Source organism: Undibacterium paludis (assembly GCF_022568815.1).
Lineage (GTDB): Bacteria > Pseudomonadota > Gammaproteobacteria > Burkholderiales > Burkholderiaceae_D > Undibacterium.
In genome coordinates this window covers 154,507-178,481 of the sequence record NZ_JAKZHX010000012.1, presented here as the reverse complement: position 1 = coordinate 178,481, position 23,975 = coordinate 154,507, and the positions used below count along the sequence as shown (strand labels likewise).

At 54.2% G+C, this 23,975-nt stretch carries 25 protein-coding genes; 10 read left to right on the top strand and 15 right to left on the bottom strand.

Annotation, left to right across the window (positions count from 1 at the left end; genetic code table 11):
* Positions 1–51: 51 nt before the first annotated feature.
* Entirely contained in the window at positions 52–510 is a 459-nt protein-coding gene (locus LZ463_RS20745; RefSeq protein ID WP_110254407.1) for an Lrp/AsnC ligand binding domain-containing protein, read from the top strand.
* A 62-nt stretch (positions 511–572) separates the two neighbouring features.
* On the opposite strand, the gene LZ463_RS20740 is transcribed toward LZ463_RS20745, so the two are convergent.
* The 3 genes from LZ463_RS20740 to dsdA are packed head-to-tail and all read right to left on the bottom strand — an operon-like array spanning position 573 to position 3,361.
* Positions 573–1,217 (bottom strand): LysE family translocator, encoded by a 645-nt coding sequence (locus LZ463_RS20740; protein ID WP_241458009.1) that lies wholly within the window; start codon positions 1,215–1,217, stop codon positions 573–575.
* Between the two features lie 59 nt (positions 1,218–1,276).
* Positions 1,277–1,981 (bottom strand): L-2-amino-thiazoline-4-carboxylic acid hydrolase, encoded by a 705-nt coding sequence (locus LZ463_RS20735; protein ID WP_241458007.1) that lies wholly within the window; start codon positions 1,979–1,981, stop codon positions 1,277–1,279.
* A gap of 21 nt (positions 1,982–2,002) precedes the next feature.
* Positions 2,003–3,361 (bottom strand): D-serine ammonia-lyase, encoded by a 1,359-nt coding sequence (gene dsdA / locus LZ463_RS20730; protein ID WP_277624123.1) that lies wholly within the window; start codon positions 3,359–3,361, stop codon positions 2,003–2,005.
* Between the two features lie 99 nt (positions 3,362–3,460).
* Here dsdA and LZ463_RS20725 point away from each other — a divergent pair, with 99 nt between their 5' ends.
* Together LZ463_RS20725 and LZ463_RS20720 are read left to right on the top strand one after the other, a co-directional pair.
* A complete protein-coding gene (locus LZ463_RS20725; protein ID WP_241458003.1) occupies positions 3,461–4,423 on the top strand; it encodes a LysR substrate-binding domain-containing protein in 963 nt (320 codons plus the stop codon).
* A 234-nt stretch (positions 4,424–4,657) separates the two neighbouring features.
* Positions 4,658–6,499 carry an AMP-dependent synthetase/ligase gene (locus tag LZ463_RS20720; RefSeq protein ID WP_241458001.1) on the top strand — a complete coding sequence of 614 codons (1,842 nt, stop codon included), beginning with the start codon at positions 4,658–4,660 and terminating at the stop codon, positions 6,497–6,499.
* 76 nt (positions 6,500–6,575) lie between these two features.
* Here the strand turns inward: LZ463_RS20720 and LZ463_RS20715 are convergent, their stop codons facing one another.
* The 5 genes from LZ463_RS20715 to LZ463_RS20695 form a co-directional block, all read right to left on the bottom strand.
* Positions 6,576–7,838 carry a DUF4214 domain-containing protein gene (locus tag LZ463_RS20715; RefSeq protein WP_241457999.1) on the bottom strand — a complete coding sequence of 421 codons (1,263 nt, stop codon included), beginning with the start codon at positions 7,836–7,838 and terminating at the stop codon, positions 6,576–6,578.
* A 61-nt stretch (positions 7,839–7,899) separates the two neighbouring features.
* Complete coding sequence (locus LZ463_RS20710; protein WP_241457996.1) at positions 7,900–8,793, bottom strand: FAD:protein FMN transferase; 894 nt, start codon at positions 8,791–8,793, stop codon at positions 7,900–7,902.
* Positions 8,794–8,835: 42 nt separating this feature from the next.
* A complete protein-coding gene (locus LZ463_RS20705) occupies positions 8,836–10,023 on the bottom strand; it encodes a DUF3570 domain-containing protein (protein WP_241457994.1) in 1,188 nt (395 codons plus the stop codon).
* A 52-nt stretch (positions 10,024–10,075) separates the two neighbouring features.
* Positions 10,076–10,321, bottom strand: a complete 246-nt coding sequence (locus tag LZ463_RS20700; protein WP_241457993.1) for a DUF4266 domain-containing protein — start codon at positions 10,319–10,321, stop codon at positions 10,076–10,078.
* An 11-nt stretch (positions 10,322–10,332) separates the two neighbouring features.
* A complete protein-coding gene (locus tag LZ463_RS20695) occupies positions 10,333–10,902 on the bottom strand; it encodes a TlpA family protein disulfide reductase (protein WP_241457991.1) in 570 nt (189 codons plus the stop codon).
* A gap of 249 nt (positions 10,903–11,151) precedes the next feature.
* Here LZ463_RS20695 and LZ463_RS20690 point away from each other — a divergent pair, with 249 nt between their 5' ends.
* The 4 genes from LZ463_RS20690 to LZ463_RS20675 all read left to right on the top strand — a co-directional run bounded on the left by LZ463_RS20690 (position 11,152) and on the right by LZ463_RS20675 (position 14,099).
* A complete protein-coding gene (locus LZ463_RS20690) occupies positions 11,152–11,538 on the top strand; it encodes a carboxymuconolactone decarboxylase family protein (RefSeq protein WP_241457989.1) in 387 nt (128 codons plus the stop codon).
* Positions 11,539–11,582: 44 nt separating this feature from the next.
* Positions 11,583–12,077, top strand: a complete 495-nt coding sequence (locus LZ463_RS20685) for a cupin domain-containing protein (RefSeq protein WP_241457987.1) — start codon at positions 11,583–11,585, stop codon at positions 12,075–12,077.
* Positions 12,078–12,191: 114 nt separating this feature from the next.
* Complete coding sequence (locus LZ463_RS20680) at positions 12,192–13,310, top strand: sensor histidine kinase (protein ID WP_241457985.1); 1,119 nt, start codon at positions 12,192–12,194, stop codon at positions 13,308–13,310.
* 45 nt (positions 13,311–13,355) lie between these two features.
* On the top strand, positions 13,356–14,099 hold the full coding sequence (locus tag LZ463_RS20675; protein ID WP_241457982.1) for a LytR/AlgR family response regulator transcription factor: 744 nt from the start codon (positions 13,356–13,358) through the stop codon (positions 14,097–14,099).
* Between the two features lie 31 nt (positions 14,100–14,130).
* Here the strand turns inward: LZ463_RS20675 and LZ463_RS20670 are convergent, their stop codons facing one another.
* Positions 14,131–14,628: a hypothetical protein gene (locus LZ463_RS20670; protein WP_241457980.1), complete on the bottom strand. Its 498-nt coding sequence runs from the start codon at positions 14,626–14,628 to the stop codon at positions 14,131–14,133.
* Positions 14,629–14,633: 5 nt separating this feature from the next.
* A complete protein-coding gene (locus LZ463_RS20665; protein WP_241457978.1) occupies positions 14,634–15,119 on the bottom strand; it encodes an asparaginase domain-containing protein in 486 nt (161 codons plus the stop codon).
* A 123-nt stretch (positions 15,120–15,242) separates the two neighbouring features.
* Here LZ463_RS20665 and LZ463_RS20660 point away from each other — a divergent pair, with 123 nt between their 5' ends.
* A complete protein-coding gene (locus LZ463_RS20660) occupies positions 15,243–16,019 on the top strand; it encodes an L-asparaginase (RefSeq protein WP_241457976.1) in 777 nt (258 codons plus the stop codon).
* A gap of 29 nt (positions 16,020–16,048) precedes the next feature.
* Here the strand turns inward: LZ463_RS20660 and LZ463_RS20655 are convergent, their stop codons facing one another.
* The 3 genes from LZ463_RS20655 to LZ463_RS20645 form a co-directional block, all read right to left on the bottom strand.
* Positions 16,049–16,633, bottom strand: a complete 585-nt coding sequence (locus LZ463_RS20655) for a YdcF family protein (protein WP_241457974.1) — start codon at positions 16,631–16,633, stop codon at positions 16,049–16,051.
* An 81-nt stretch (positions 16,634–16,714) separates the two neighbouring features.
* The gene (locus LZ463_RS20650) at positions 16,715–18,634 is read right to left on the bottom strand and encodes a putative bifunctional diguanylate cyclase/phosphodiesterase (protein ID WP_241457972.1); all 1,920 of its coding nucleotides are present in this window, start codon (positions 18,632–18,634) and stop codon (positions 16,715–16,717) included.
* A 280-nt stretch (positions 18,635–18,914) separates the two neighbouring features.
* Positions 18,915–19,892, bottom strand: coding sequence for a D-2-hydroxyacid dehydrogenase family protein (locus LZ463_RS20645; RefSeq protein ID WP_241457970.1), 978 nt, complete (start codon positions 19,890–19,892; stop codon positions 18,915–18,917).
* 376 nt (positions 19,893–20,268) lie between these two features.
* Between LZ463_RS20645 and LZ463_RS20640 the strand changes: the two genes are divergently transcribed.
* Together LZ463_RS20640 and LZ463_RS20635 are read left to right on the top strand one after the other, a co-directional pair.
* The gene (locus LZ463_RS20640) at positions 20,269–22,119 is read left to right on the top strand and encodes a phosphoenolpyruvate carboxykinase (GTP) (RefSeq protein WP_241457968.1); all 1,851 of its coding nucleotides are present in this window, start codon (positions 20,269–20,271) and stop codon (positions 22,117–22,119) included.
* Positions 22,120–22,255: 136 nt separating this feature from the next.
* On the top strand, positions 22,256–23,026 hold the full coding sequence (locus LZ463_RS20635; RefSeq protein WP_241457965.1) for a substrate-binding periplasmic protein: 771 nt from the start codon (positions 22,256–22,258) through the stop codon (positions 23,024–23,026).
* Positions 23,027–23,067: 41 nt separating this feature from the next.
* Here the strand turns inward: LZ463_RS20635 and LZ463_RS20630 are convergent, their stop codons facing one another.
* The gene (locus tag LZ463_RS20630) at positions 23,068–23,376 is read right to left on the bottom strand and encodes a DUF2798 domain-containing protein (RefSeq protein WP_241457963.1); all 309 of its coding nucleotides are present in this window, start codon (positions 23,374–23,376) and stop codon (positions 23,068–23,070) included.
* 176 nt (positions 23,377–23,552) lie between these two features.
* Complete coding sequence (locus LZ463_RS20625) at positions 23,553–23,870, bottom strand: hypothetical protein (RefSeq protein WP_241457961.1); 318 nt, start codon at positions 23,868–23,870, stop codon at positions 23,553–23,555.
* Positions 23,871–23,975 lie beyond the last annotated feature (105 nt).

Genomic DNA, 23,975 nt, shown 5'->3' with positions numbered 1-23,975 from the left:
AAAATATTCCCGAATATTATTAATCACCACACTGACGATTTCTGACTTCTTATGCTCGACAAAATCAGTAAAAGAATTCTGGCCGAATTGCAAAACGACGGCCGTATCAGTAATGTAGAACTGGCAACCAGGGTTAACCTCTCCCCTGCTGCCTGCCTGGAACGCGTGCGCAAGTTGCAAGAGTCCGGCTACATACTGGGATACACAGCCCAGCTCAACCCGCATCTACTCGATGTGGCTTTGCTGGTTTTCATTGAAGTTGTGCTTGATCGCACTACACCAGATGTATTCGATGCCTTCCGGCGTGGCGTACAGGCCATCCCTGAAGTGCTGGAATGCCATATGGTGGCCGGTGGTTTCGATTACCTGGTCAAGGCGCGCGTCAAGGACATGAATGCCTACCGCGATTTCCTCGGTAAATCATTGTTGCAATTGAACGGTGTGCGCGAAACGCATACCTATGCGGTGATGGAAGAGGTCAAGAACACCAGCTGCCTGCCGATCAAATAAGTGACAGTTTGTCCCGGGAAATATTTGTGAAATATGCCCGGGGTTTGCCTGGCGCCTGTTGCCTAGTGTCGGTTAGACAGCGCCAGTTTGATACCGAAGGACACAAACATTGCGCCGATGAAGCGGTTCAGCCACAGCGTCACTGCCTGGTTGACACGTACACGCTGACGGGCAAACGCTGTAGAAACAGCGAGAAAATGGCACCACAACATGCCATTGAAGTTGAAAATACAACCTAGAACAATCAGGGCCAGTGGTTTATTGCTGGCGTCAGCAGCGATGAACTGTGGCACAAAAGCCAGGAAAAAGATCGCGACCTTGGGATTGAGTACATTGGTCAGAAAGCCCTGCATGAAAATCTTGCGATGACTGAGTATTACTGGCAGGGTCGTGCCTGCTGTGGCAGCCTGTTCTCCTTTTGCCTTGCTCAGCAGCAGTGATACACCAACGTACAGCAGATATGCCGCACCGGCCAGTTTGACGATGGTAAAGGCTGTAGCCGAAGTTGCCAGCAAGGCCGACAAACCCAGCGCCGCCGCCATGATATGCACCAGAGTACCTGCCCCTATGCCCAGGGCCGCTGCCGAACCGGCGCGCCAGCCCTGGGTGGCGCTGCGTGTCATGATCAGGAGGGAGTCGGGGCCGGGGGCAATATTGAGCAATATGCCGGCGATGATGAACTGGGCGAGGTCTTGTGTGCCTAACATGGTGGTATCTCCGTGGTTGAAATCTGGCGAACAAGGGCTACATTATACTGTGCTTTTGATCAGCGCTTTTGATCAATCATTCTGCGTTGTCGTGTGAACCGGAAATTGCAATGACTCGCGCCCTGGGCCAGGGTTTGTGTCCTTTCCAGGTGGATGCCCCGCGTCGCATAATCGTCGAAGTCAAGCCCGCAAATGCTGGGCAGGATTTCCTTGTCTCCATGTTGAGCCGCAAACTTGCAAAAACCGCAGGCTTTGTAGTTGATGCCAAAGTCAAAGCTGTCACCCGGGCCAGGCTCGACGAATTCGTAGACGAAATCTGCCGGAAATTCTTCCTGGTGATTTTCTGTCGTGCTTTGTGCGGCCTGCTCGCGCACCATAGCCAGATTTTCCGGCGACAGGAACTGGTGGCCCAAGGCGAGGCGCTCCGCTTCAGACATGGTGAGCATCTGTGCCTTCAGGGTTTCACGCCCGATGTCGCCAATCACGGGCAGTGGTACAGCATGCCGCCGCAGCACCCGTCCAATGGCCAGAAAACCAATAAGACGCATGAAGAAATGACTCATGCGATTTTCGGCGCCACCGACATATGGCAACTGGGTGATTACGATGTCGAATTCGTCCATCACCTCACGTCTGATGCCATCGATATCAGATAGATGCGCCCGCTCGCGCAGTATCGTTTCAGCAAGGTCGAGGCGATGGCGCATTGCGGCTTCCATGGCACCTCGATGCGATTCGTAAAAAGGATGGATGGTCTCAGTCATTGGATATCTTTCTCTCATGGGTCAGCTTGCCAGAGCCGCTTGATGGTTTGATGTCACCAGCATTGAGCATGGTGCTGCCAGTGCACTGCCGCGATCATGGTAAGCCCGGAAATCTGCTTCTGGCAGCAGCAATCCGCCGGTGCTCCACACCACGTGTGTTGCCTGTTGCATGTGCCCGGTCAGACCATGGCGTGACAAGTAGCTGGTCGCCTGTTCCGAATTGCAGAGCGCGCGTACAGCAGCGAAGCCGGCGGCGGCGGAAGGTTCCACGCGGATTTTCTCAGTTTGCTCCAGCAGGTACAGGTCACGCAAAAGATCCTCGTCGCGCACGGTACAAGCGCCTGCCACCAGATGTCGTACCGAGTCCATGGCAAAACGGGATGCACGCGGAACAGCAAGTCCATCGGCTTCGGTGCGATTATCCAGCCCGTAGTCGTAGACGGAGTCGGTCCGTCCCGTGGCAAGGTCAATGAGCACGCAAGGGCTGCTTACGGGTTCAACAAAAAAGCAATGGACGAAGGGGCCAAATATGTCAGCCAGTCCATGGGCGATACCACCGGGTGCGCCACCCACGCCGCAGGGAATATAGACAAACAGGGGATGGCTGGCGTCAACCACGACCCCTGCTGTCATGAGTTGCTCTTGCAGCTCTGCTCCCGCTGTGCTGTAACCTGCGAACAGCGAAGCAGAATTTTCATCGTCGACGAAGTGGCAGTTCAACTGACCCTGCGCTTGCTGACGGCCTGCTGCAACCGCATCTGCATAGTCGCCGCTATGTTCTACGACAGTGGCTCCGCGCGCCCGCAGGCGTGCTTTTTTCCATTCCTTGGCATCAGATGACATGTGCACAACCGCACGAAAGCCCAATGCAGCCGCCATGGTTCCAATGGCCAGACCCAGGTTACCCGTAGAGCCAACGGCGATCTCATGTCGAGCGAATAATGCCCGGACTTCCGGTGCGTCCAGTCCTTCCACCCGATCATGGAGCGAAATGCCGGCCGCAGCTGCAATGCTTTCTGCATATTCAAATACCTCGTGAAAGCCACCGCGGGCCTTGACCGATCCGGCTACTGGCAGTGCGTGATCGCACTTGATCCAGACTTTCCCCTGCTTCACGTCCATTGTCTTCTGCATGTGTGGCGCCTGTTTCAGTTCAGAACGGACCCGACCACCGTCACTGGCCAGTTCGGGAAACAAGCGTGCGACAAGTGGCTGGAATCGCTGCAGGCGCGCCATGGCGGCGGCTGTCAGCCGTTTGTCGAATCCATTTGCAAGCGCTGGTGTACCACGCATGTCAGATGTCCACAAAAATGGGAGTCCTGCGCGCAGAGACGATAGCGTAGTGGTCCGATCGGAAGAGTTTGGGTCCGTGATTTTCATGGATGTTAAATGAAAGTGAATATTGTGAATGATTTTAGGTGATGAATTCATAGTAGACAAATCACTTATAATGCAAAAAAGTATTAGTGAAACTAAATCATGCTGACTGCCTCCATGTTGGCCTGGTTGCGCTGTTTTGAGGCAGCCGGGCGTCATCACAGCGTTTCGCGCGCTGCGGCCGAATTGTGCATTTCCCAAGGCGCGGTCAGCCAGCAGATCAAGCAGCTGGAGGCTGCCCTGGGACGTACCCTGCTGCTGCGTGCCGGGCGCGAACTGAAACTCAGCCCCGATGGCTTGCAGTTGCATCAGGCGGTCCATGAGGGCTGGCGCGGCATCGAGGCAGCGCTCGCCCGGTTGCGACGCAGCCAGGAACCCCAGGCTGTGGTCCTCAGTTGTTCACCATCGTTTGCCATGAAGTGGCTGACTCCCAGGCTGAGTGATTTCTTTGGTCAGCATCCTGGCATCCCTTTGTCCGTGCAGGGCGAATTCCACGCCGTGAATCGACGGCGTATGGAAGAAGAAGCGCTTGATGCAGCGGTACGCTTCGATACTGGACAGTACCAGGGCTTGTATATGAGGCAACTGCTGGACGAATGGGTGCTGCCTGTCACCAGTCCTGCTTTCTTGAAAGCCCATCCAGGATTGCGGACACCGGCTGACCTGCGACCAGAATGGCTGCTGCATGACGTCAGCCCCTGGGACGGGGCTGACGCTTTTCGGGAATGGGCGCAGTGGTTCGCAGCGATGGGCGAAGAACCACGACAGCTGGACGGTGGGAGACAGTTCAACCTGTCATTGCTGGCACTGGAAGCAGCGGTGGCCGGGCAAGGGGTTGCAATGGGCCGTGTGGCTTTGGTTCTTGATGACATTCGCAATGGCCGGCTGGTCGACTTGTTTTCCACGCCGGTACGCTCGGATGCCGCCTACTACTTCGTCTCGCCACAGGAACCTCGCGGTGATGTGGTCCGCGTCGAATCCTGGCTGAAAAGCCAGGCAGACATGTTCATGGCGGCGCGTCTGATGCTGTGGGATGCACCACATGTTGAGGGCGATGAAACTTGAATCCAGGTAAATCAATAATAATATAGCAATGATTGATCTTTACTTACCATGCTTACGATGGATTTTCCAGGCTACCCGGCCATGGTTTGTGCTTGCGTAATCATTTCTTTCAACAATTTATTGCATAATGACGCTTTTAGTCGGCATTTTCGTTTAAAAATGAATGATCAAAGCTCTCCTATCTGTTTGAAGATGAAGACTTGCCGCTTGACTGTTTAATTTTCCCAGTACTCCATGTCTACTTCTGCACAAACAACAACATCTCCCGACTTATCCACAGTGCAAACCCTGGCTGAATTATTCGCCTGGCGGGTTGCACAAACCCCTGATGCAGAAGCCTACCGGCAATTTGATGATGTGCAGGGCTTGTGGATATCCTATTCATGGCGGCAGACGCAAGAGCGCGTCCACAGCTTTATCAGGGCTCTGTCACCGTTGGGACTGGAACATGGCTCGCGTATTGCCATCCTGTTGCCCAATGGCTTGCACGCAATCTGCATGGACCAGGCCACCCAGGCCTGCGGCTTTGTGCCTGTACCCATGCATGCCCTTGATAACCCGGCCAGTATTGCCTACATCCTCAGCGACAGCGATGCGGCATTCCTGATTGCGGCATCTGACCAGCAATGGAAGGACATCGCCGACGCGGGCCTGGAACTGCCTGCGCTGCGCCAGGTCGTTGTACTGGAAAAAATACTGGATGCAGCTGCCTCGTCTGCCTCATTACCTGCTCATATCCCCGTTGCGCAAATTGATGAATGGCTGGCCAGAGGTGCAAATCTGCAAATCAATGTACTGGGGCCGAAAGAAGATGATCTGGCGGCGCTGGTCTACACCTCGGGTACGACCGGCAAACCCAAGGGTGTCATGCTTACGCACAAGAATGTGATGTCGAACGTAAAGGCAGTTGTCCACAGGGTGTCGCCAGTCATCACAGACGTATTTTTATCCTTCCTGCCGCTGTCGCATACCTTTGAGCGCACGGCTGGCTATTACCTGCCGGTTGCTGCCGGCGCCTGTGTGGCGTTCTCGCGTTCGGTCAAACAATTACCGCAGGATTTGCTTGAAGTACGGCCAACGATACTGATTTCGGTACCGCGCATTTACGAGCGTGTATATGGTGTTATCCAGACCAGGTTGTCAGCCTCTGCCCTGCAGGCCAAGCTGTTCAAACTGGCGATAGAAACCGGCTGGCGGCGCTTTAGCCGTGAGCAGGGCTTGCTCAAGGGCGACGGCCTGACTGCGCTGGTTGATACCCTGCGCTGGCTGCTGTTGGGGCCGCTGGTCGCGAGCAAGCTCAAGAATCAGTTCGGCGGCCGCTTGCGGGTCGCTGTCAGCGGTGGCGCTGCTTTGTCGCAGACCATATCGCAATGCTTTCTGGGCCTGGGCATTCCCATCGTACAAGGCTATGGCATGACAGAGACAGCACCGGTGGTCGCTTTCAATGCGCCTGACGATAATGACCCGGCGACAGTTGGCCGCGCTGTGGAAGGTGTGGAAGTACGCATAGGTGAAAATGCTGAATTGCAGGTACGTGGCCCGAACGTCATGCGCGGTTACTGGAAGCGTGAAGAAGACACTGCCAAAACCTTCATCGATGGCTGGTTGCGCACAGGCGACCAGGCCTCGGTCGTTGATGGTCGTGTGCACATCCTCGGTCGCGTCAAGGAAATCATCGTCACTTCCACCGGTGAAAAAATTGCCCCGGTAGATCTGGAACTGGCCATCATGAATGATGCCGTGTTCGAGCAGGCTTATGCCTTTGGCGAAAACTCCCCCTTCATTGCCTGTGCCGTTGTATTGAACCGCGCGTACTGGACAGAACTGGCCCGCTCCCTGGGCCTCAATCCTGATGACCAGGCCTGCCTGAAATCACCGCAGGCGCAGGAAGCGGTGGTCAAGCGCATCAAGGTCCTGACCAGGAATTTCCCCTACTATGCGCAGCCACGTGCGGCGATCCTGACACTGGAACCATGGACTGTGGAAAATACCCTGATCACGCCGACCCTGAAGCTCAAGCGCAACAACCTGGTCGCGCATTTTGCCGAAGATATCAAGGCGATTTACAAACGTTGAATCTGCAAGCCTTGATGATGGTACAGGGTATGCTGTTTACATAAAAAACAGCATACCCTGTCAGGCGCCTGATGGCTTATCCAAACGGGATGAAGTCTATGCCATTCTGGATTTTGGCAATGACTTGCGCCTGGTTTTCCGTACTTTCGCTAAAACCAGCGAGTGCAGTAGCTATTGTGTCCTTGCCACTGGCAAGCTGGCCCAGCCAGTAATCCATGCCTGGCTGATCCGGTGCTCGATGCAGAACGTTTTGATAGTAAGCAGTAATGACTTGCGTATTCGTCGGGTTGTTGCCATATAGCTGATGAAATTCGTCAGATACGACAAAACTTTTGGCAACATCCCCCAGAGTGGCGCCCTTATCCATCTGCCCTATCCAGTAACCGAGTCCTGGCAAATCCGGTGTGCGGTTGAAAGCTGCCTGGTAGATACGGTAGGCGACACCGGCCGTGCTGTTGATATCAAGCGCCACGCTCATGTCAGAAAACTGCAGGCGCTCCACCTGGTTGACCGTATCCGTACCCTCGGCGCCGGTTTTATCGACGACAGTAAAACCAGAACCCGATGCGCTGATGGTAAAGTCAGCACGCTTGCCGGCATAAATGGCAGTGTCCAGGCCGGCGCCGCCATTGATGCTGTCATTCCCGGCCAGCCCGTTGAAACTGTCGTTGCCGCTGGTGCCGTTCAGGCTGTCGTTGCCCGTTGTACCGACGATGCTGCCGGGGACCGATTTAATCGCCGTGGTGAATGAATAACTGCTGCTGCCGGCGTAGCTGTTGCCTGCTGTATCCCTGATCGCTCCTGCAGGAATGGACAGCTTGTACGTGCTGCCGGCACTTAAATCATTGGTGGGATTGATAGTCAGCTTGTTGCCGGAAATACTGACATTGCTGCTCTTGCTGACATCATAGCTGGCCAGGGTGGAGCCGTCGCCATTGAGCAGGTTGATGATGCCGCTGCCAGCCTTGATGGTTTCGCTGAAGGTCAGCACGATGTCGGCATTGGGGGCTACGCCGGTGGCTAGTGCTGCCGGGCTGAAGCTGGTGACAGAAGGTGGCGTCGTATCGCCACCGAAGAAGCTGGTCAGGTCGAGTACGTCCTGGCCGTTGTTGAACACCAGTCTTTCCATGTTCAGCAGGGTCGCATGCAATTCGCCGCTGGCGCCGGACAGGGTGTCAACATGGATTGAGCCATCTGCTGCCTTGGTAATGGTATAGCTGGTACGTAATGAAGTACCGAGGTTCAGGGTGTCGATCCCGCCACGGCCGTCCAGGGTGAAAGTGGAAGGATTGATGACGGTCCAGGTATTGTCGCCATCGTCGCCGATTACTGTTGCCATGATGTTTACTCCGGTAAATTCACTAACTGCTTACATGTCATTTTCGTGTTCATGATCTTGCTCAGGAACGCACCTGCGTATGTACAGCACCCTCTGCATCGATCGCCAGGTAGCGCACACCGGCCGCATCGAGATAATCCAAACCTGCATCTTCTTTCAGCATGGCGATGGTGGTGCAGCTACCGGCCATCGAGGTCAGCGCGGCCAGTACGCTGACACTACGCCAATACCTGACCGGCATGCCGGTATGCGGATTGAGGATGTGGCAATAGCGCTGTCCATCAACTTCAAAATATTTTTCATAGTCACCGCTGGTAGCCAGGGCGCCTTCACGTACCGGTATGCTGGCAATGATCTTGCCTGGCTGTCTGGGGTCCTGTATGCCTATGATCCAGGGTTCCTGGTCCGGTTTGGGGCCCAGCACCCGTATGTCGCCGCCAAGATTCACATAACCATGGCTGCCACCGGCAGCCTGCAAGACGGCAGCAGCACGGTCTGCCGCATATTCCTTGCCAAAACCGCCAAAATCTATTTCCATCCCTGCCTGCGGCAAACGCAGGGTATTGTCTTTGCGTTCTACCTTGTCCCAGCCTATCAATTGGCATAAGTTTGCCAGGTCCTGTGCCGACGGTATGCGTGTACTCTTGAAATCCCAGGCGCGTCGCAGGATGCCTGCCGTAATATCAAACAAACCTTCGCTGCTGCCGTACAGCACCTGGGCATAGTCGAGCAGGGCACAGGTTTCTTCATCACATTCCGTTGCTTTGCCACCGGCTTCGCCATTGATCCTCGATACGATACTGTCGCTGCGATAGCGTGAATATTTAAGTTCTATCCTCTTCACTTCTGCAATGGCGTCACGGACCATGCTCATCGTCGCCTGCTCATCCATGGCGGCGATAACCACTTCGCAAGTACATGCCATGGCATGGAACGGAATACGGTAAGTCTGCATAAGTCCTGTTTTACTGTTTTCTGGCCCCGGATTCATCAGCCGTCAAAACTGGTGTGACAGACCGAGCTGTATCGTACGCGCCCGGAAAGGCAGCAAACCCGGGCTGCCACTGCCAAACATGCGCCACGAGGCACGTTGTTCATATTGCTCCAGCTTGATATCGGCTTCCCAGTCATCGTTGATCTGTTTTGCCAGCTTGATACCGAGGGTGCGTGCACCATAGGCAGAAATACGCTGGTCTTCGGCGTAATTCTGCGCCCCGGCGGGCGGGTTGGGGGCAAACGGATAAATCGAGGGGTCGGCATCGACATAAAAACTTGCTGCCGATTGCGTGTACAGACGCAGTATCGGTGTGACACTCCAGCCCTGCGCAAATGGCTGGGTATATTCGGCACTGAAAGTATGTGCGCGGATTTTCCAGGAGTCGGCAAAGAAACGGTAGCTGAAACGCGCACTGCCGCCAGTGGCGTTGACATGATGATTCCAGCGCGTCAGCAGGGTATAGGTATTTCTTTCATCAGGGCGTTTTTCAAAGGCCTTATAAGGGTCGGACAGATAACCATGGGCATGCGAAAAGCCAGCGTTCAGTTGCACGATATCATTGCTGCTGATGACCTGGGTCAGGCCAAACAGGGCATCCACGAGCTGCTTGTTTTCGCCTCTTACCCTGCCTGTACTGGCGCTGACGGTGTCATTGGCAAAACCCAGGCCGGCAGTCCAGGTGGTATTTTTGTCTTCGCTGAACTGGCTGCCCTTGACGGAAACGGCGCGTGAAATATAGTCGGCCTCGTTGGAAAAACTGGCGCCGACGGTCAGCGTGTGATGCGGGAAGTAGCGGGTCACATCCGTATCAAGCGCACGCCGGAAGTCCCTGAGCTTGCTCAGGCCATAACTGTGGAAAGAAGGCGATGCGCCCGATATGCTGTCTGTCACGAAAGTGGCGCCAACTGACCATTCTTCATTGAGCGGCGCCATGACTTTCAGCGCATTAGCCTTGACCTTGACCCTGTCTTCACCGGGCTGGCTGTCCTGGTAATCGAGTATTTTCAGACTGATCTCACCCTTGTCGGGGGCTGTTTCAGCATGTGCAGTCCGTATCATGGGCAGGGCCAGGGCGGCAGCCATCAGGGTCAGGCCCAGCTTGCCCACAGGTTTATCCACAGGCTTGTCCACAAATTTATCCCCGGCATGTTTTGCCTGGCACGGACTCGGCAATCTGGTTGGTTTCATGCAATTTCCTGAAAATCGTCTGTCAATTAATCCGCTACAAATTAACAATTAATCAATTGCAGCCACAGCCACCACCGCCTACACCATTGCCGCCAAAGGCAGATTCCTTGCTGGAATAGGTGTGTTCTGCAAACTTGTTTTCCAGCGCATCAGCATCAAAAGTCATGGCTTTCTTGGCCAGTTTGCCTTTTTCCCATGCCTGCACCGGCTGTATCATGCTGCTGCAGGCGGTGCACAGGCAGATGCTGCCCAGCAGTGCCGACAGGTGCAACAGCTGTTTGCCTCGTTTGCTTGTCATGCTTGCTCCGTTCATTGTTTTTCCGCCACGCTGGCCGCTATGGCCTGTTCTATCTTTTGCTTGCTGGCTTCAAAAAAACCTGCATGCTGTGACAACACTTTACCATCCCTGCCTATCAGTATGCTGGTCGGCATGCCCTTGACTTCATATTGCTGGGCAACCTTGCCCTTGGGATCGTAGGCAACGGTGAAATTGCCAGGAGTCGCCTTTAAAAACTGCAAGGCATCATCCTTCTCCGCATCAACATTCACGGCTACTACCTGGAAGCCCTGTGCACCATACTTGCTTTGCAAGGCATTCATCCAGGGAAAGGACTGCTTGCAGGGACGGCACCAGGATGCCCAGAAGTCGAGATAAACGATCTTGCCCTTGTAATCGCTGAGCTGTATGTTGGAGCTGGCGCCGCCTCCGGGATTGTTATGGGTCGCAGGCAAGGTAAATTCCGGTGCCGGCTTGCCACTTTCCAGTGCATGGGCAGGCTGCTTCCACACGACCAGCATACATATCAGCATGGCGGCTGACACAAAACCGGTTGGTTTCCTGGATGATATTCTGGTTTGGCCAGCTACTGTCGCTTGCATGTAGAGTTTCCCTGATGTTGCCTTGAGTAATTCAATCATAAGCCCTTGACCTTCCAATGCAATGTCACTACGGGTAAAGATAAGCAGTATTCTGTAATTTTATGTAACTACTCCTGGCAGCATAAACTATGCCTGCCGTCTGTGTGGCCCGGTATTTTCTGGGTCGCAAGACAGGACAGAAACTTACAGGTATCTTGTCAGCGCATAGCAAATTTTAAACACGAAAGCGAGACAGCAATGGATAAACAGATGGATGAGCAATTCGCCGATGGTCTGGCAATACGCAGGCAAGTCATGGGCGAGGCCTTTGTGGAAAAGGCATTCAGCAATACCGACGCATTTACTGCGCCGCTGCAGGAGTTTGTCACCCGCAATGCCTGGGGCACGGTCTGGTGTCGTGATGGACTCGATTTGAAGACCCGCAGCCTGATCACCCTGTCCATGCTGACTGCACTGGGCCGTGCGCACGAGATCAAGGGACATGTACGTGGCGCGGTGAACAATGGCGCCAGCATGAAAGAAATACAAGAAGTATTATTGCATGCCAGTGTGTATTGCGGCATGCCGCTGGCGATTGATGCCTATCGTTCTGCTCACGAAGTTTTGCAAGAGATGGGCAAGATAGACGCCGCCTGACGCAGTCTTTTCCAGTCCCTTTCAGTCTTCTCAAGAGCGCAATCATGACAGACAGCAAAAAAGCGATAACGGCGGCTGGTATCACCCGGCCTTTTATGGTGGATGAAGTACCTTGGGATGAATTTGCCCATGGTGAACGTTTTGGTTCGCGTTACCGCCAGTTGGGTGAGTACGGCGGTTGCCAGCACGTCGGTGTCAGTATGGAAGAACTTGCACCCGGCAAGCAGGCCTGCCCCAATCATTACCACCACCTGGAAGAAGAGCAGTTGATGATGCTCGAAGGTACGGCGACGCTACGCCTGGGGGATGACAACTATGTCCTGGTGGCCGGTAGTTATGTGGTCTTCCCCGCCGGTCAGAAGGCTGGGCACAGCATCTACAACCACAGTGATGCGCCTTGCCGCTACCTGGTCATCGGTGAACGTAATCCGCATGATGTGGTGGTTTATCCAGACAGCAACCGGGTCGGCGTACGCCTGACTGGGGAGGGATATAACAAATCAGCAACCATGGAATACTGGGAGGGCGAGAAACAGTAATCGGGTGAACAATCATACCAGGGGCCGGTGCAACAGTACGATAGCGTCAGCGATTTTGCACTTAAGGCTAAAAAATCCTCACTTGGTGTCTTCACCTTACCTGCCTGACATGAAATGGCCGATACTGTCGTCAAGGCATCAGGAGCAGATTCAGGGAAAGGGCAGCTAATGCGTCGCATGTGGTATTTTTATATTCTGGCATGGGTGATCTATTCGATACTGATAGGCTTCGTCATACAGATTGATGGTTTATCAAAAGGCCAGTTTGAACTGAAACTGGTACTGTATTCAGAACTCAATACCCTGCCTGCCGCCATGATGCTGGCCCTGATCTGGCCGCTGACTGCTTATATCGAACGCAAGGGTTTGCGGCCATTTGCCATTGTCCTGATCCATCTTGCCCTGTCGATGGTGTTTGGTTTTTTATGCCACTACCTGATCAGCAGTTTCATGCAATTCATTGAGCACGGCGAACGCATCCAGGAAAGCAAACCCCTGAGCGCCTATATCTGGCCCTATCTCTACAACCTGATGATGTATGGTGTGGTCGCCAGTATCTTCCATGCGGTGCGTGCCAGCGAGGCCAGGCGCGCCCAGGCAATGGCAGCCAGTCAGGCGCAGGGTTTGCTGGTGGTGGCAGAACTGGCCAGCCTGCGCAACAAGCTCAACCCCCACTTCCTGTTCAATACCCTGCACTCCATCATTGCCCTGGTACGCAAGGACACCAGGGCAGCCGAGGCGGCCCTGTTCCGTTTTTCCGACATGCTGCGCTATGTACTCGATACGGAAAAAGGTGGCAGCGCCCATGTAGCGCTTGAAGAAGAATTGAATTTTGTGCGCGATTACCTCAACCTCGAAGCCCTGCGCCTGGGCCCCAGGCTGCATGTGGACTGGCAACTGGACGAAGCCGCCAATGGCTATGGCCTGCCCGCGCTGAGCGTACAGCCGCTGGTGGAAAACAGCATCAAACACGCGTTCAATCCGCGCAGCCAGCCCGGCAATCTGTTGATACGGACCAGGCTCAAGGCCATGCGGGGTGTCATGGAAATCACCATCAAGGATGATGGCCCTGGCGCTGAGCTGGCAGCGGTCCAGGCTTCCACCGGCATCGGTGTCAAAACCGTGGAGAGACGCCTGCAACTGGAATATGGTCAGCGTGCCGGCTTTGTCATGGCGACAGCACCTGGGCAGGGGTTTGAAATCTGCCTGACAATACCCCTGTCCTCGATCTGAACCGGAACAGGGCATCAGATATTGAATGAGAAAAGAAAAAACATCATGACCATAGTGAAAACCGCCTTCATCGCAGAAGATGAACCACTGGCCCGCGAAGTCTTGCGCGATGCCGTCAGCGACAGGCACGAGCTCAGTCTGATCGGCGAAGCGGCCGATGGCGTCAGTGCACTGACGCAAATCAACCTGCTCAAGCCCGACGTGGTTTTCATGGATATACAGATGCCGGAAATGACCGGCCTGGAAGTCCTGCGCCGGCTCAGTCACCTGCCGGAAATCATCTTTACTACCGCTTACGATCAATATGCCGTGACAGCCTTTGAATTGCATGCGGTGGATTACCTGCTCAAACCATTTTCACGTGAACGTTTTGATGCCGCGGTTGACCGTCTGCTGGATGCACCACCATCCATGCAGGTGATGGAACACGCGTTGAGTCAGGCCAGCGGGCGCGAGACAGGGCGTCTTGATCGTATTCTGGTGCGTGATCGCGGCCATATTTTCCCTGTGCACGTCAACGATATCGCCTATCTGAAGGCCGATGCCAAGTACACCGCCATCATCGTCGGTGACAAGACGCACCTGGTCAGGCTTGGTATTTCTGAACTTGAATCACGGCTGGACCCGGCGCGTTTCATCCGCATACACCGTTCGTTGCTGGTGAACCTGGATTTTGTTGAATCCATGAAGGCTGATGAGCAGTCACAATTGCGTCTGCATATGCGTGACGGCAGTGTTTTGCTGGCCAATCGCGAGGCGTCCAGGATGTTGCGGGATATGTCGATCTGACTGGTCTGTTTCGACGTGAGCTGTCTTGCTGTCACTCCGGCCAGAGCGACAGCACCAGTTCTTCAATATTACCGGGGTCGTTGAGCTTTTTCCTGGCTTCGGGCCAGTCTGGTGGTTCGGGCACGGCTTTTTGTGTGTGTACCGCCGTATCGATGGCCATCTTGATGCCAAACACCAGAATGCCGCTCCTGACATCGACCGGATTGATTTTCTTTACCGTCTCATAAATCTGGTTATCGTAATGTTCATGCACCGCAGGGCTCATATCGAGCCAGGTTGCCACCTCGCCATCAGAACGGACAGCGACGACCAGATAACCGGCGCTTTGCGGCATCTTCACTTTTTTTAAGGCTCTGTAAATCTGCGTTTGCAAGACCCGGGTGTAGCGGCCAAAACTTTCGATATTGATGCCTTTTTTTTCAAGTTCGGCTTGTGACTGAAAAAAATAAATCGAGTCAAAGCGGGTATCTGCTGCCTGCGTCAGCGTCGTAAAACAAAACAGCATGGTAGCCAGCAGCAGTCTCATCATTCACCTCATTTAGTGACAAACACGCCGGCAGCCCGGTTTTTTTGCACATTGTCCCATGCGAAGACCTTGCCATTCATGGCCACATGCACGCCAGGCGGTAACAACTGGGCGGCGCTGCAGGCAAAGCCGAGGTTGAAGAAGGCGTCAGAATTGGCGATTTCGTAAGGTATCATGGCGCCGGTGAACACGATGGTCTTGCCCAGGTTGGCAGCACCGAGTACTTCGGCGGTTTCACGCAAGGTGTCAGTACCGTGGATGATGACGATCGCCTCTTCTTTGGCGTTCTGGCAGGCTTGCAGTATGGTCTGCCGGTGGCTGTCATCCATGTCCAGGGAGTCCATCAGCATGCAGACTTCCAGCTCTACCGGTATGGTCAGGCGTGCACGTTTGAGCACCTCGGGCAGATGGCTGTCGGCGAAAGCCAGTTTGCCTGCCAGTTCATCATAGTGTTTATCGAAAGTGCCACCGGTGGCGAGTATGCGTAAAGTCATGGTCTGTCTCTGTTGATGTTGGAAAATTCAAGACACATTGTAACGCGCCGGATGCAGGACTGAAAACTGCTACACTAATGCGTTGTAGCACAGCCATACCAGACCATATCAAGTTCATACAAAATGAAAGCCATCGCCCCCGGAACCGTCATCTTTCACCGCCATCGCGGATATGGCGTACTGACTGCCGTCAATTTGTTGAGCGGCTGGGTAGCGGCGCGCTTTGGTGATGAAAAACGTACCCTGGACCTGAACCTGTCCACGGATGAAGTCCAGCATGCAGATGGGGAGCCCATACTGTTCCGCCGCTCACCGCCTGAGCGCATGCCGCATGCGCGCCTGATGGCCATGGTCAGGGAATTGCATGCCGCCGGTTATCAAAAACTCTATCTGTACAGCTGGCCCAAGCCGTCCGGCTTGCACTGGCGCTGGCAATTGTTCACAGGTCCGCGCAACTGGATGCAAAGGCCCTGGCGTGAAGGCTGGTATGGTTCCGGTGCCGACTATAATTTCAATCCCGTGATGGGTTGGGGTGATGCACCCGGTGCGACCACGGCTGAACTGATCGATGCCCTGGCCCGTTTTGATCCGGCCGGGCTGGCCCAGGCCCTGGGCCAGGATGAAGATCATACAGCCTGGTTTGCTGCTACCTGCGATGCCCTCTTGCCGAATTATGCATACAGCCTGGGGGCTGATACACTGGAACAGCCTTTGTCACTGTACCTGCCCGTCATCGCGGTACGCCAGCGCCTGCCTCAATGGGAAGGCCCTGACCTGACTTATCCTCCCGGCTGGGAGCAGACCTGGAGTCCTGACAGCCTGCAGCGCCGCCAGCAACAGCGGGCCGTGGTCAGGCATGATGTGATTCCCAGTGGCTGGAGTCTGCCGCTGGAATTTTGATTATTCGCTACCAGCAAGACATGCTCCCCTTACTGGGGATTTCTGAAGGTGTATTCGAAATAGGCAAACACTTCGCGCAGCAGGGAATAGGCATCCCTGGCTTCAAAGTAATTGGCATGCACATGGCCCGCAGCCGGTACACCAAATTTTTTCATCGCCAGCTGCAGGCGGGCGATGTGAAAGAACTGGCTGACCAGGATGGTTGATTTAAAACCTTTTTCCTGTACCAGCCTGGCGGTCGCCCTGGCCGTTTCAAAGGTATTGACGCCCTGGCTGTCGGTGTAGACGGCAGCAGCAGGCACACCGTGGCTGACCAGGTAGTCTTTCATGACAGCCGCTTCATCGTGACCTTCTTCACCCATACCGCCACTGACCAGGATGGCCTTGCATTTTTGTGCCACGTACAGTTGCAAGGCGGCGTCAAGACGACCGCGCAAACGCGGCGAGGGTTTGCCATTGGCTTCTACCGTATTGCCAGGGACGACGGCCAGGTCGGCGACTACTACCTGGTCACGCAGACCGAGCACGCTGATCGCGGCTGCAATGAACAGCAGGCACAACAAAAGGCCTAGGCTGAGCCGGGTGAGTTTTTTCTTCAGGGTGTCATCAGGCATGAATAAATGGGGGCTTGGATTAAAAACCCCCATGCTACTGCCTTTTGCCTGCTTTGACGATATCGTGGTTGATACTGATGCTCAGGCCGACAGCGCTGCCCGCTTATTGATCTGCCAGGCCCTGGCCCACTGACTGAAGACATCAGCAGGCATGGGTTTGCAAAAATAAAAGCCTTGTCCCACGTCACAGGCCATGTCCTGCAGCAGTTTCTCTGTCCTGGGGTTTTCCACACCCTCTGCGACGGCCCTCAGGTTCAGGTTATGGGCCAGTTGTATGGTGGATTGCACAATAGCGCGACTGTTACCGTCATTTGCCATACCGCGTATATAGACCTGGTCTATCTTCAGCTCGTCAATCTTCAGGTCTTTGAGGCAGGACAGCGAGGTTTGAGCGGCGCCAAAATCATCGATAGACAGGCGGAACCCCATTTTGTGCAGGCTGGCGACGATTTGCACGAGTGCTGCCGGCGTGTCGGTGAACATGGCTTCTGTCAATTCCAGTATCACTGATCCGGCTGGCAGATTGCATGTCCTGAACAGGTGACGTAATTCGTCGACTACCTCGCCCTCCATGATGCATCGGGCTGGTATATTGATGGCAACCGACAGGTTCAGGCCTTCTGCACGCCATCTGAGTAACTGGCCAAAGGCCTCGCGCATGGCCCACAGGGTGAGTGGTTTGATCAGGCCGGATTTTTCAGCGATGGGAATAAACTCTGCGGCAGAAACCGGGCCCGATATGGGATCTATCCAGCGCATCAGGGCTTCGGCTGCAATGATGGTTCCGCTACGCAGGTCAACCTGGGCCTGGTAATGCAGGCTGAGCCCATTTTTTCTCAGGGCTTCCTGCAGTTTGCTGAACAGCATGTGGCTCCTGACAAAATGCTGCTCCTGTTTTTCGTCATAGAATGCCAGGTTCTGGTTGGCGAACTGGGCTTGCAGCATGGCCTGCCCGGCTTTATGCAGCAAGGTGACTGCATCCTGGGCATGTTGTGGGAAGCTGGCGACACCTATGGTATGGGAAACCTGTACAGCAAAGTCATCAATCTTGTATTCAAGCCGGAAAGCCAGGATTTCCTTGATGATTTCCGTAGCATTGATTTCTTCTGAATGTTGGCGGTAGACGCAGACAAATTCATCGCGGCGCACACGGGCGAAAACACCACGTGAACCCACTGCCGCCGTCATGGTGGCAACGATGTTGCAGATCAGTCTGTCGCTTGCCTCCACCCCGATGATGCTGCGGTTTTCAAACATTCTTTGCAGGCGTATATGGGCCAGCATCAGGGAATGCCCACGTTCTTGCGCCAGACTGATTTCCTTGTCCAGTATCTCGATGAAACACAGGCGGTTCGGCAAGCCAGTGAGGCTGTCGTGATAGGCAATCTGTTCCAGATAGGCCAGTTTTTCCTTGTTTCCCTGATCGGCGGCTGCGGCCTCGTCACTGTTTTGCCCGGCACCGACGGCGCGGTTCAGCATCAGCGCAATGCCAATATAAAACAGCAGGGCAACACCGGCCTGCCATAACAGTCTTTCGTTCTGGGCTGACGCCAGTGAGAATTGTGCGGCGATCTGCATGCCTGCAAACAGGATGATCGCCCAGGCCATACTCCATTGCAGCCCCCTGCGCCGGCCTTTCAGGTGCAGGGCGAGAAAGGGAAAGGCGACAGCAGATGACAGCCCTCCTGTTGGCCCTGCTGTCAGTCCAATGATCAGACTGCTGATCAGGGCAAACCAGAGTATCAGGGACTCTGCCTGCACCAGAAGTTTTTCTTTGCTGCTGAGCAACAGCGCCGGGAATAGCAAGACAAGTGCAGTCATCACAACCAGCACGCCAGGCAATTGCGATCCTGCGTGCCAGTAATTAAAGGCAAAAAAGACCAGGGCAGAGAGTAAAAAAAGAATAATCAGACCTCTGGCCTGAAACCGTCTCTCTGTCACCTCAAAGTCTGTACTGACTGCGGCTTCCGGTATTGCCGAATTCTGCACCTGTGGTCTCATCGCAAGGTTCTCCTTCCAATTTTTTTGGACCTGAAGTGCAAGGATGAATGCCCTTTGCTGCAAGCTCTCGACAAGCTGGGTATATTCTATTTCTATGCCTCGCTTATGATGCAAGCAGGAAACATTGCACTTAAAACACCAATCAACCCGGGCTGATTGTGTTGAATATGCATTTTAGTGCATTTTTTGCAAAGTTAAAGTAATTGCAATGTTAATCTTAAAATATTTTTTGCTTGCATCAGCATATCAGTGCCGGATTCATGAAGACGCAGGTATGGAGTCATGCTATTTGCAGGATATTGCGTGGATTGCCGTTGGCAAAGTCAACGATATTCTGGAATGCCATGCGAAAATACAGTTCATAACTATCCTGTTCCACATAGCCAAGATGCGGCGTCGCCAGGACGTTTTCACGGCGTATCAGAGGGTAGTCGGTGGTAACCGGTTCGCTCTCGAATACATCAATTGCAGCAAAGCCGGGCTGACCGGCATCAAGTGCCGCTTCCAGGGCACCGGGCTGTACCAGCTCGGCACGGCTGGTATTGACGAACAGGGCGTCAGCTTTCATCAGTGCCAGGTCTGCCTGGCTGACGATGCCCCTGGTCGCTTCGTTCAGGCGCAAATGCATGCTGATCACATCACATTCAGCGAAAAATGCTTCCTTGCTGGCGGCGACCAGCAAGCCGTCACTGGCGGCCTGCGCACGACTGGGTTCACGGCCCCAGACCATCACCTGCATGCCAAAGGCCTTGGCGTAACCGGCGATCATTTTGCCTATCTTGCCGTAACCCCAGATGCCCAGGGTACGCTTCTTCAGCACGCGGCCCAGGTGATTGTGGGCAGGGTACAGGGAAGAAGTCTGCCAGGCGCCTTGCTGTAACAGGGCTGCGTAATTCGTCAATTTGCGCGAAGCTGCCATGATCAGCGCCCAGGTCAGTTCTGCCGGTGCAGTCGGGTCGCCAACACCTTCCGCTATGCTGATGCCAAGCTCATGCGCTGCTGCGATGTCTATATTGCCAGCCACTTTGCCGGTCTGCGAAATCAGCTTCAGATTCGGCAGTTTCTGTAGCAAGGGCCTGGTCAGGCGACTGCGCTCGCGTATCAGCACCACGGCGTCAAACGGTTGCAGGCGTATTGCCAGCTGACCTGTGCCGGTTGCCGTATTGTTGAAAACCTTGACCTCATGCTCTTTCAACAAATCAAAACAGGGCAAGTGGCGGACTGCATCCTGATAATCATCGAGTATGGCTATTTTCATGACTTATTTTTCCTTAAAACGCGCTTAAACCAGTTAATTTCATCCAACCGGGATTTTCAGAGGCTGGGCTGAAAAATCTTCACTTTCATAAAGCGTAAAACAATGATAATAAAACTGAGGCAAAATTCGCCTGAATCTCCACTCGCGTGTACAATAACCGCCTACGTAGCTTTTTATTCTTCCGCCCCGCGCCATCCTGCCGGGCGCAAGCCAGGAGCCAAGACACCCTCTTGTCTTCGTATTATCCGACAGAACCGCCGCTATGGTGTTCGCCTTGCTTGAGCGCTCTCCTGCGATCGCATCGCCACATTCCAACGACGATCCTGCCGTGCCGCTACACCGGTTTTTTTATTGAAATGGCATTGGAGGTAGTATCGTGAATCAACCCATCATGCAAGGTGTGGCTGCATTGAATGCACCCGCTTACGTGAAACATCAGAAATTGATCAACTGGATCGCCGATATGGCGGCCCTGACCAAACCTGACAACATCTACTGGTGTGACGGCACGCAAGAAGAGTATGACCGTCTGTGTGCCCAGATGGTTGCCGCCGGCACCATGAAAAAACTCAACGAGGCCAAACGTCCCAACAGCTACCTGGCCTGTTCTGATCCTTCTGACGTCGCCCGCGTCGAAGACCGTACCTATATCTGTTCTGCCAACAAGGAAGACGCAGGTCCGACCAATAACTGGATGGCCCCGGCAGAAATGCGCGCCACCCTGAACCCGCTGTTCGATGGCTGCATGCGTGGTCGCACCATGTATGTCGTGCCTTTCTCCATGGGGCCGCTCGGTTCACCTATCGCCCATATCGGCGTTGAACTGTCTGACTCCCCTTATGTGGCAGTCAATATGCGTATCATGACGCGCATGGGCAAGGCCGTGTATGACGTGCTTGGCACAGATGGCGATTTCGTCCCTTGCGTACACACAGTTGGTGCGCCGCTGGCAGCAGGCCAGGCCGATGTCGCATGGCCGTGCAACAGCACCAAATACATCGTGCATTATCCAGAAACGCGCGAAATCTGGTCCTTTGGCTCCGGCTACGGTGGCAATGCGCTGCTGGGCAAGAAGTGCTTTGCACTGCGTATCGCCTCCACAATGGGCCGTGACCAGGGCTGGCTGGCAGAACATATGCTGATCCTGGGTGTGGAATCACCAGAAGGCAAAAAGCATTATGTGGCTGCAGCCTTCCCGTCTGCCTGCGGCAAGACCAATTTCGCCATGCTGATTCCCGCCATCAAAGGCTGGAAAGTCACGACCATTGGCGATGACATCGCCTGGATCAAACCTGGCAAGGATGGACGTTTGTATGCGATCAACCCGGAAGCCGGTTATTTTGGCGTGGCGCCTGGTACCAATACTGCGACCAATTCCAACTGCATGGCTTCATTGACAGCCAACACCATCTTCACCAATGTCGGCCTGACCGATGATGGCGACGTCTGGTGGGAAGGCATGAGCAAGGAGGCGCCAGCGCATCTGATCGATTGGCAAGGCAAGGACTGGACACCAGAAATCGCCAAAGAGACAGGCCGTAAAGCTGCTCATCCCAATGCGCGTTTCACGGTGGCAGCTACTCAAAACCCGGTGATTGATGCAGCATGGGATGACCCGGCTGGCGTGCCTATTTCGGCCTTTATCTTCGGTGGCCGCCGCTCGACAACCGTACCATTGGTGACAGAAGCCCGCAACTGGGTAGAAGGCGTCTACATGGCAGCGACCATGGGCTCCGAAACCACGGCTGCAGCCGTTGGTCAGCAAGGCGTGGTACGTCGTGATCCATTCGCCATGTTGCCGTTCATGGGTTACAACATGAGTGACTATTTCCAGCACTGGCTGGACATGGGCGATAAGATAGCAGCGACTGGCGCAAAACAGCCTGCCATTTTCTGCGTCAACTGGTTCCGCACCGATGAAAACGGCAAGTTTGTCTGGCCAGGTTTTGGCGACAATATGCGTGTCCTGAAATGGATGCTGGAACGCATAGAAGGCAAAGCCGGCGGTGTCGAAAATATCTTCGGTGTCACTCCCAACTATGGCGACCTGAACTGGGAAGGACTGAACTTCACCCAGGCACAGTTTGACACCATCACTTCCATCGACAAGGCAGCCTGGGAAGCAGAGTTGAAACTGCATACCGAGTTGTTTGAAAAACTGGCTTACCATTTGCCGGCTGAACTGGAAGCAACCCGCCTGGCTCTGGAAAAACGTCTGGCGGCTTGAATGTAGGTTGATTTTTGAGTTGGTCAAAAAAGCGCGGCCCCGGTCGCGCTTTTTGTTTTTTAGACACATGCTGGAAATGCGGAGGATTCGGGTGTATAAATACTCAGGGAATATCGCTCATTTACCTGGGGCTGGCATGCGTCTACAAACTGGCGGACTATTCACAGTCATGGCACTGAGTATCAGTCTTACCGTGCCGGTAACAGCCTGGTCCCGCGAGGATACCCGTTTTGATATTGCTTATCCCGACGTCAACCGTCCCAGCACCATGGCAGCCCAGAAAATTCTGGGTACAGCCTATGCGCAGATGGGTATCAAGGTCAATTTCATTGCCCTGCCTGCCGCGCGCGCCATGAGCATGTGGGCCGCCGGCAAACTCGATGCTTATTCTGCCAAGATCATCGATAGCGGCCTGCCTGATTCTGTCAAAAGCAGTGTGCCCATCATGATAGAAGAAGCCGTCGTTTTCGCGACCAAAAAAAATTTTACCGTAGATGGTTACGACAGCCTGAAGCCTTATCAGGTTGGCTATGTGAGTGGTGTCACGTATTTTGAAGACCGTCTCAAGAACGTGCCACAAAAAGAAACCGCCCCCAACCTGGAGTCGCTGTTCAGAAAACTGGATGCAGGTCGTACTGATGTCGCGGTGGATTCACGCTTTGCTTTTTGTCTGGTGCGCAAACTGGGCCTGAATCAAGTCCACATGCTGGAACCATCGCTGGAAAGAAGGCTGGGCTACCACTTCCTGCACAGCCGTCATCAGCACCTGCTGCCAGAGCTGGACAATGTCTTGCGTGCAATGGAAAAGGATGGCAGCATCAAACGCATACAGGAAGAAGTCATGCAGGAATACATGACGCAGTGTACAGAGCTGTCAGGTACAAAAAACAAAAAAGCCACAGGCTGATGCTGTGGCTTTCTGGCTATTGAGACCTGTTTTATCGATGCTTAGCGATGTATAGGCAACACATTGATCTTGCGTTGCAGACCACTCTGTGCCGTAGCCTGGTCTGATGCCTGCATCACCGCACTGACACCAAAGCCGGTTGCGGCTGGCAGAGGCCTGCTCAGGCGGCGCGCCAGTTTATTGATCAGCGGTTTGCTGATATATGCCGCTGGGAAAGCGATAGGCCACACGGTCAGCCAGGCTTCCATCCAGGCGCCGAAGAAATCATGACCAACACCCATCCACAACATGCGCATGACTGCCGTCGCCACCAGACTGACCACACCAGTAGTCAGGATGGTTGGCAACATCGATGCCAGACTCCTCGAACCGGCCACGGCGCGCGGCTGGTGAGGTAAAGATCCAGAGATTGTGGCCAGTGAGTACAAAGACGATTCTTGCATGACGACAATAAATTGATTAAACGCTATACTAAAATTTGATGTCTGATCAGGGGCGACCAGACATCGGCTAGGACTAGTTGCGATCAGCCACGTGCAGCCATGGCGCGCAGTTCAGCGGCCATGTTTGGCGATGTGCCGTCGAGGTCATTGGCGATGCGATGAATGGCCAGCATATTGCGCAGGTTGCGGCCGGCTGTTTTTTCTTCGCGGGTTTTTTTCGGGCTGATGACCAGCAGGGCTGCGCGCAGCATGCCAACCAGCATAGGCTTGAATACGATCAGCATGGTGGCCAGAATACCTAGGCCCAGCAGAGGACGGGCAGCGCCAACAACGGCACTGATGGCGATTTGGGAAACGGGCAGCGCATTGGCGACTGGGAAGGCGATAGTCAGGAAACTCATGATTTACTCCACTCTTTAAACACTTTGTAATGAGGTCATCATATTGCACTGCATCATATAAATCTAATTTTGATTTATCATATCAATTATGCTTTTTGTGAATAA

What these genes read in the sequence shown, in the direction of transcription:
- LZ463_RS20745 (WP_110254407.1), top strand. Translation starts at nt 52, where the DNA reads ATGCTCGACAAAATCAGTAAAAGAATTCTGGCCGAATTGCAAAACGAC.
- LZ463_RS20740 (WP_241458009.1), bottom strand. Translation starts at nt 1,217, where the DNA reads ATGTTAGGCACACAAGACCTCGCCCAGTTCATCATCGCCGGCATATTG.
- LZ463_RS20735 (WP_241458007.1), bottom strand. Translation starts at nt 1,981, where the DNA reads ATGACTGAGACCATCCATCCTTTTTACGAATCGCATCGAGGTGCCATG.
- dsdA (WP_277624123.1), bottom strand. Translation starts at nt 3,361, where the DNA reads ATGAAAATCACGGACCCAAACTCTTCCGATCGGACCACTACGCTATCG.
- LZ463_RS20725 (WP_241458003.1), top strand. Translation starts at nt 3,461, where the DNA reads ATGCTGACTGCCTCCATGTTGGCCTGGTTGCGCTGTTTTGAGGCAGCC.
- LZ463_RS20720 (WP_241458001.1), top strand. Translation starts at nt 4,658, where the DNA reads ATGTCTACTTCTGCACAAACAACAACATCTCCCGACTTATCCACAGTG.
- LZ463_RS20715 (WP_241457999.1), bottom strand. Translation starts at nt 7,838, where the DNA reads ATGGCAACAGTAATCGGCGACGATGGCGACAATACCTGGACCGTCATC.
- LZ463_RS20710 (WP_241457996.1), bottom strand. Translation starts at nt 8,793, where the DNA reads ATGCAGACTTACCGTATTCCGTTCCATGCCATGGCATGTACTTGCGAA.
- LZ463_RS20705 (WP_241457994.1), bottom strand. Translation starts at nt 10,023, where the DNA reads ATGAAACCAACCAGATTGCCGAGTCCGTGCCAGGCAAAACATGCCGGG.
- LZ463_RS20700 (WP_241457993.1), bottom strand. Translation starts at nt 10,321, where the DNA reads ATGACAAGCAAACGAGGCAAACAGCTGTTGCACCTGTCGGCACTGCTG.
- LZ463_RS20695 (WP_241457991.1), bottom strand. Translation starts at nt 10,902, where the DNA reads ATGCAAGCGACAGTAGCTGGCCAAACCAGAATATCATCCAGGAAACCA.
- LZ463_RS20690 (WP_241457989.1), top strand. Translation starts at nt 11,152, where the DNA reads ATGGATGAGCAATTCGCCGATGGTCTGGCAATACGCAGGCAAGTCATG.
- LZ463_RS20685 (WP_241457987.1), top strand. Translation starts at nt 11,583, where the DNA reads ATGACAGACAGCAAAAAAGCGATAACGGCGGCTGGTATCACCCGGCCT.
- LZ463_RS20680 (WP_241457985.1), top strand. Translation starts at nt 12,192, where the DNA reads ATGGCCGATACTGTCGTCAAGGCATCAGGAGCAGATTCAGGGAAAGGG.
- LZ463_RS20675 (WP_241457982.1), top strand. Translation starts at nt 13,356, where the DNA reads ATGACCATAGTGAAAACCGCCTTCATCGCAGAAGATGAACCACTGGCC.
- LZ463_RS20670 (WP_241457980.1), bottom strand. Translation starts at nt 14,628, where the DNA reads ATGATGAGACTGCTGCTGGCTACCATGCTGTTTTGTTTTACGACGCTG.
- LZ463_RS20665 (WP_241457978.1), bottom strand. Translation starts at nt 15,119, where the DNA reads ATGACTTTACGCATACTCGCCACCGGTGGCACTTTCGATAAACACTAT.
- LZ463_RS20660 (WP_241457976.1), top strand. Translation starts at nt 15,243, where the DNA reads ATGAAAGCCATCGCCCCCGGAACCGTCATCTTTCACCGCCATCGCGGA.
- LZ463_RS20655 (WP_241457974.1), bottom strand. Translation starts at nt 16,633, where the DNA reads ATGCCTGATGACACCCTGAAGAAAAAACTCACCCGGCTCAGCCTAGGC.
- LZ463_RS20650 (WP_241457972.1), bottom strand. Translation starts at nt 18,634, where the DNA reads ATGAGACCACAGGTGCAGAATTCGGCAATACCGGAAGCCGCAGTCAGT.
- LZ463_RS20645 (WP_241457970.1), bottom strand. Translation starts at nt 19,892, where the DNA reads ATGAAAATAGCCATACTCGATGATTATCAGGATGCAGTCCGCCACTTG.
- LZ463_RS20635 (WP_241457965.1), top strand. Translation starts at nt 22,256, where the DNA reads ATGCGTCTACAAACTGGCGGACTATTCACAGTCATGGCACTGAGTATC.
- LZ463_RS20630 (WP_241457963.1), bottom strand. Translation starts at nt 23,376, where the DNA reads ATGTTGCCAACCATCCTGACTACTGGTGTGGTCAGTCTGGTGGCGACG.
- LZ463_RS20625 (WP_241457961.1), bottom strand. Translation starts at nt 23,870, where the DNA reads ATGAGTTTCCTGACTATCGCCTTCCCAGTCGCCAATGCGCTGCCCGTT.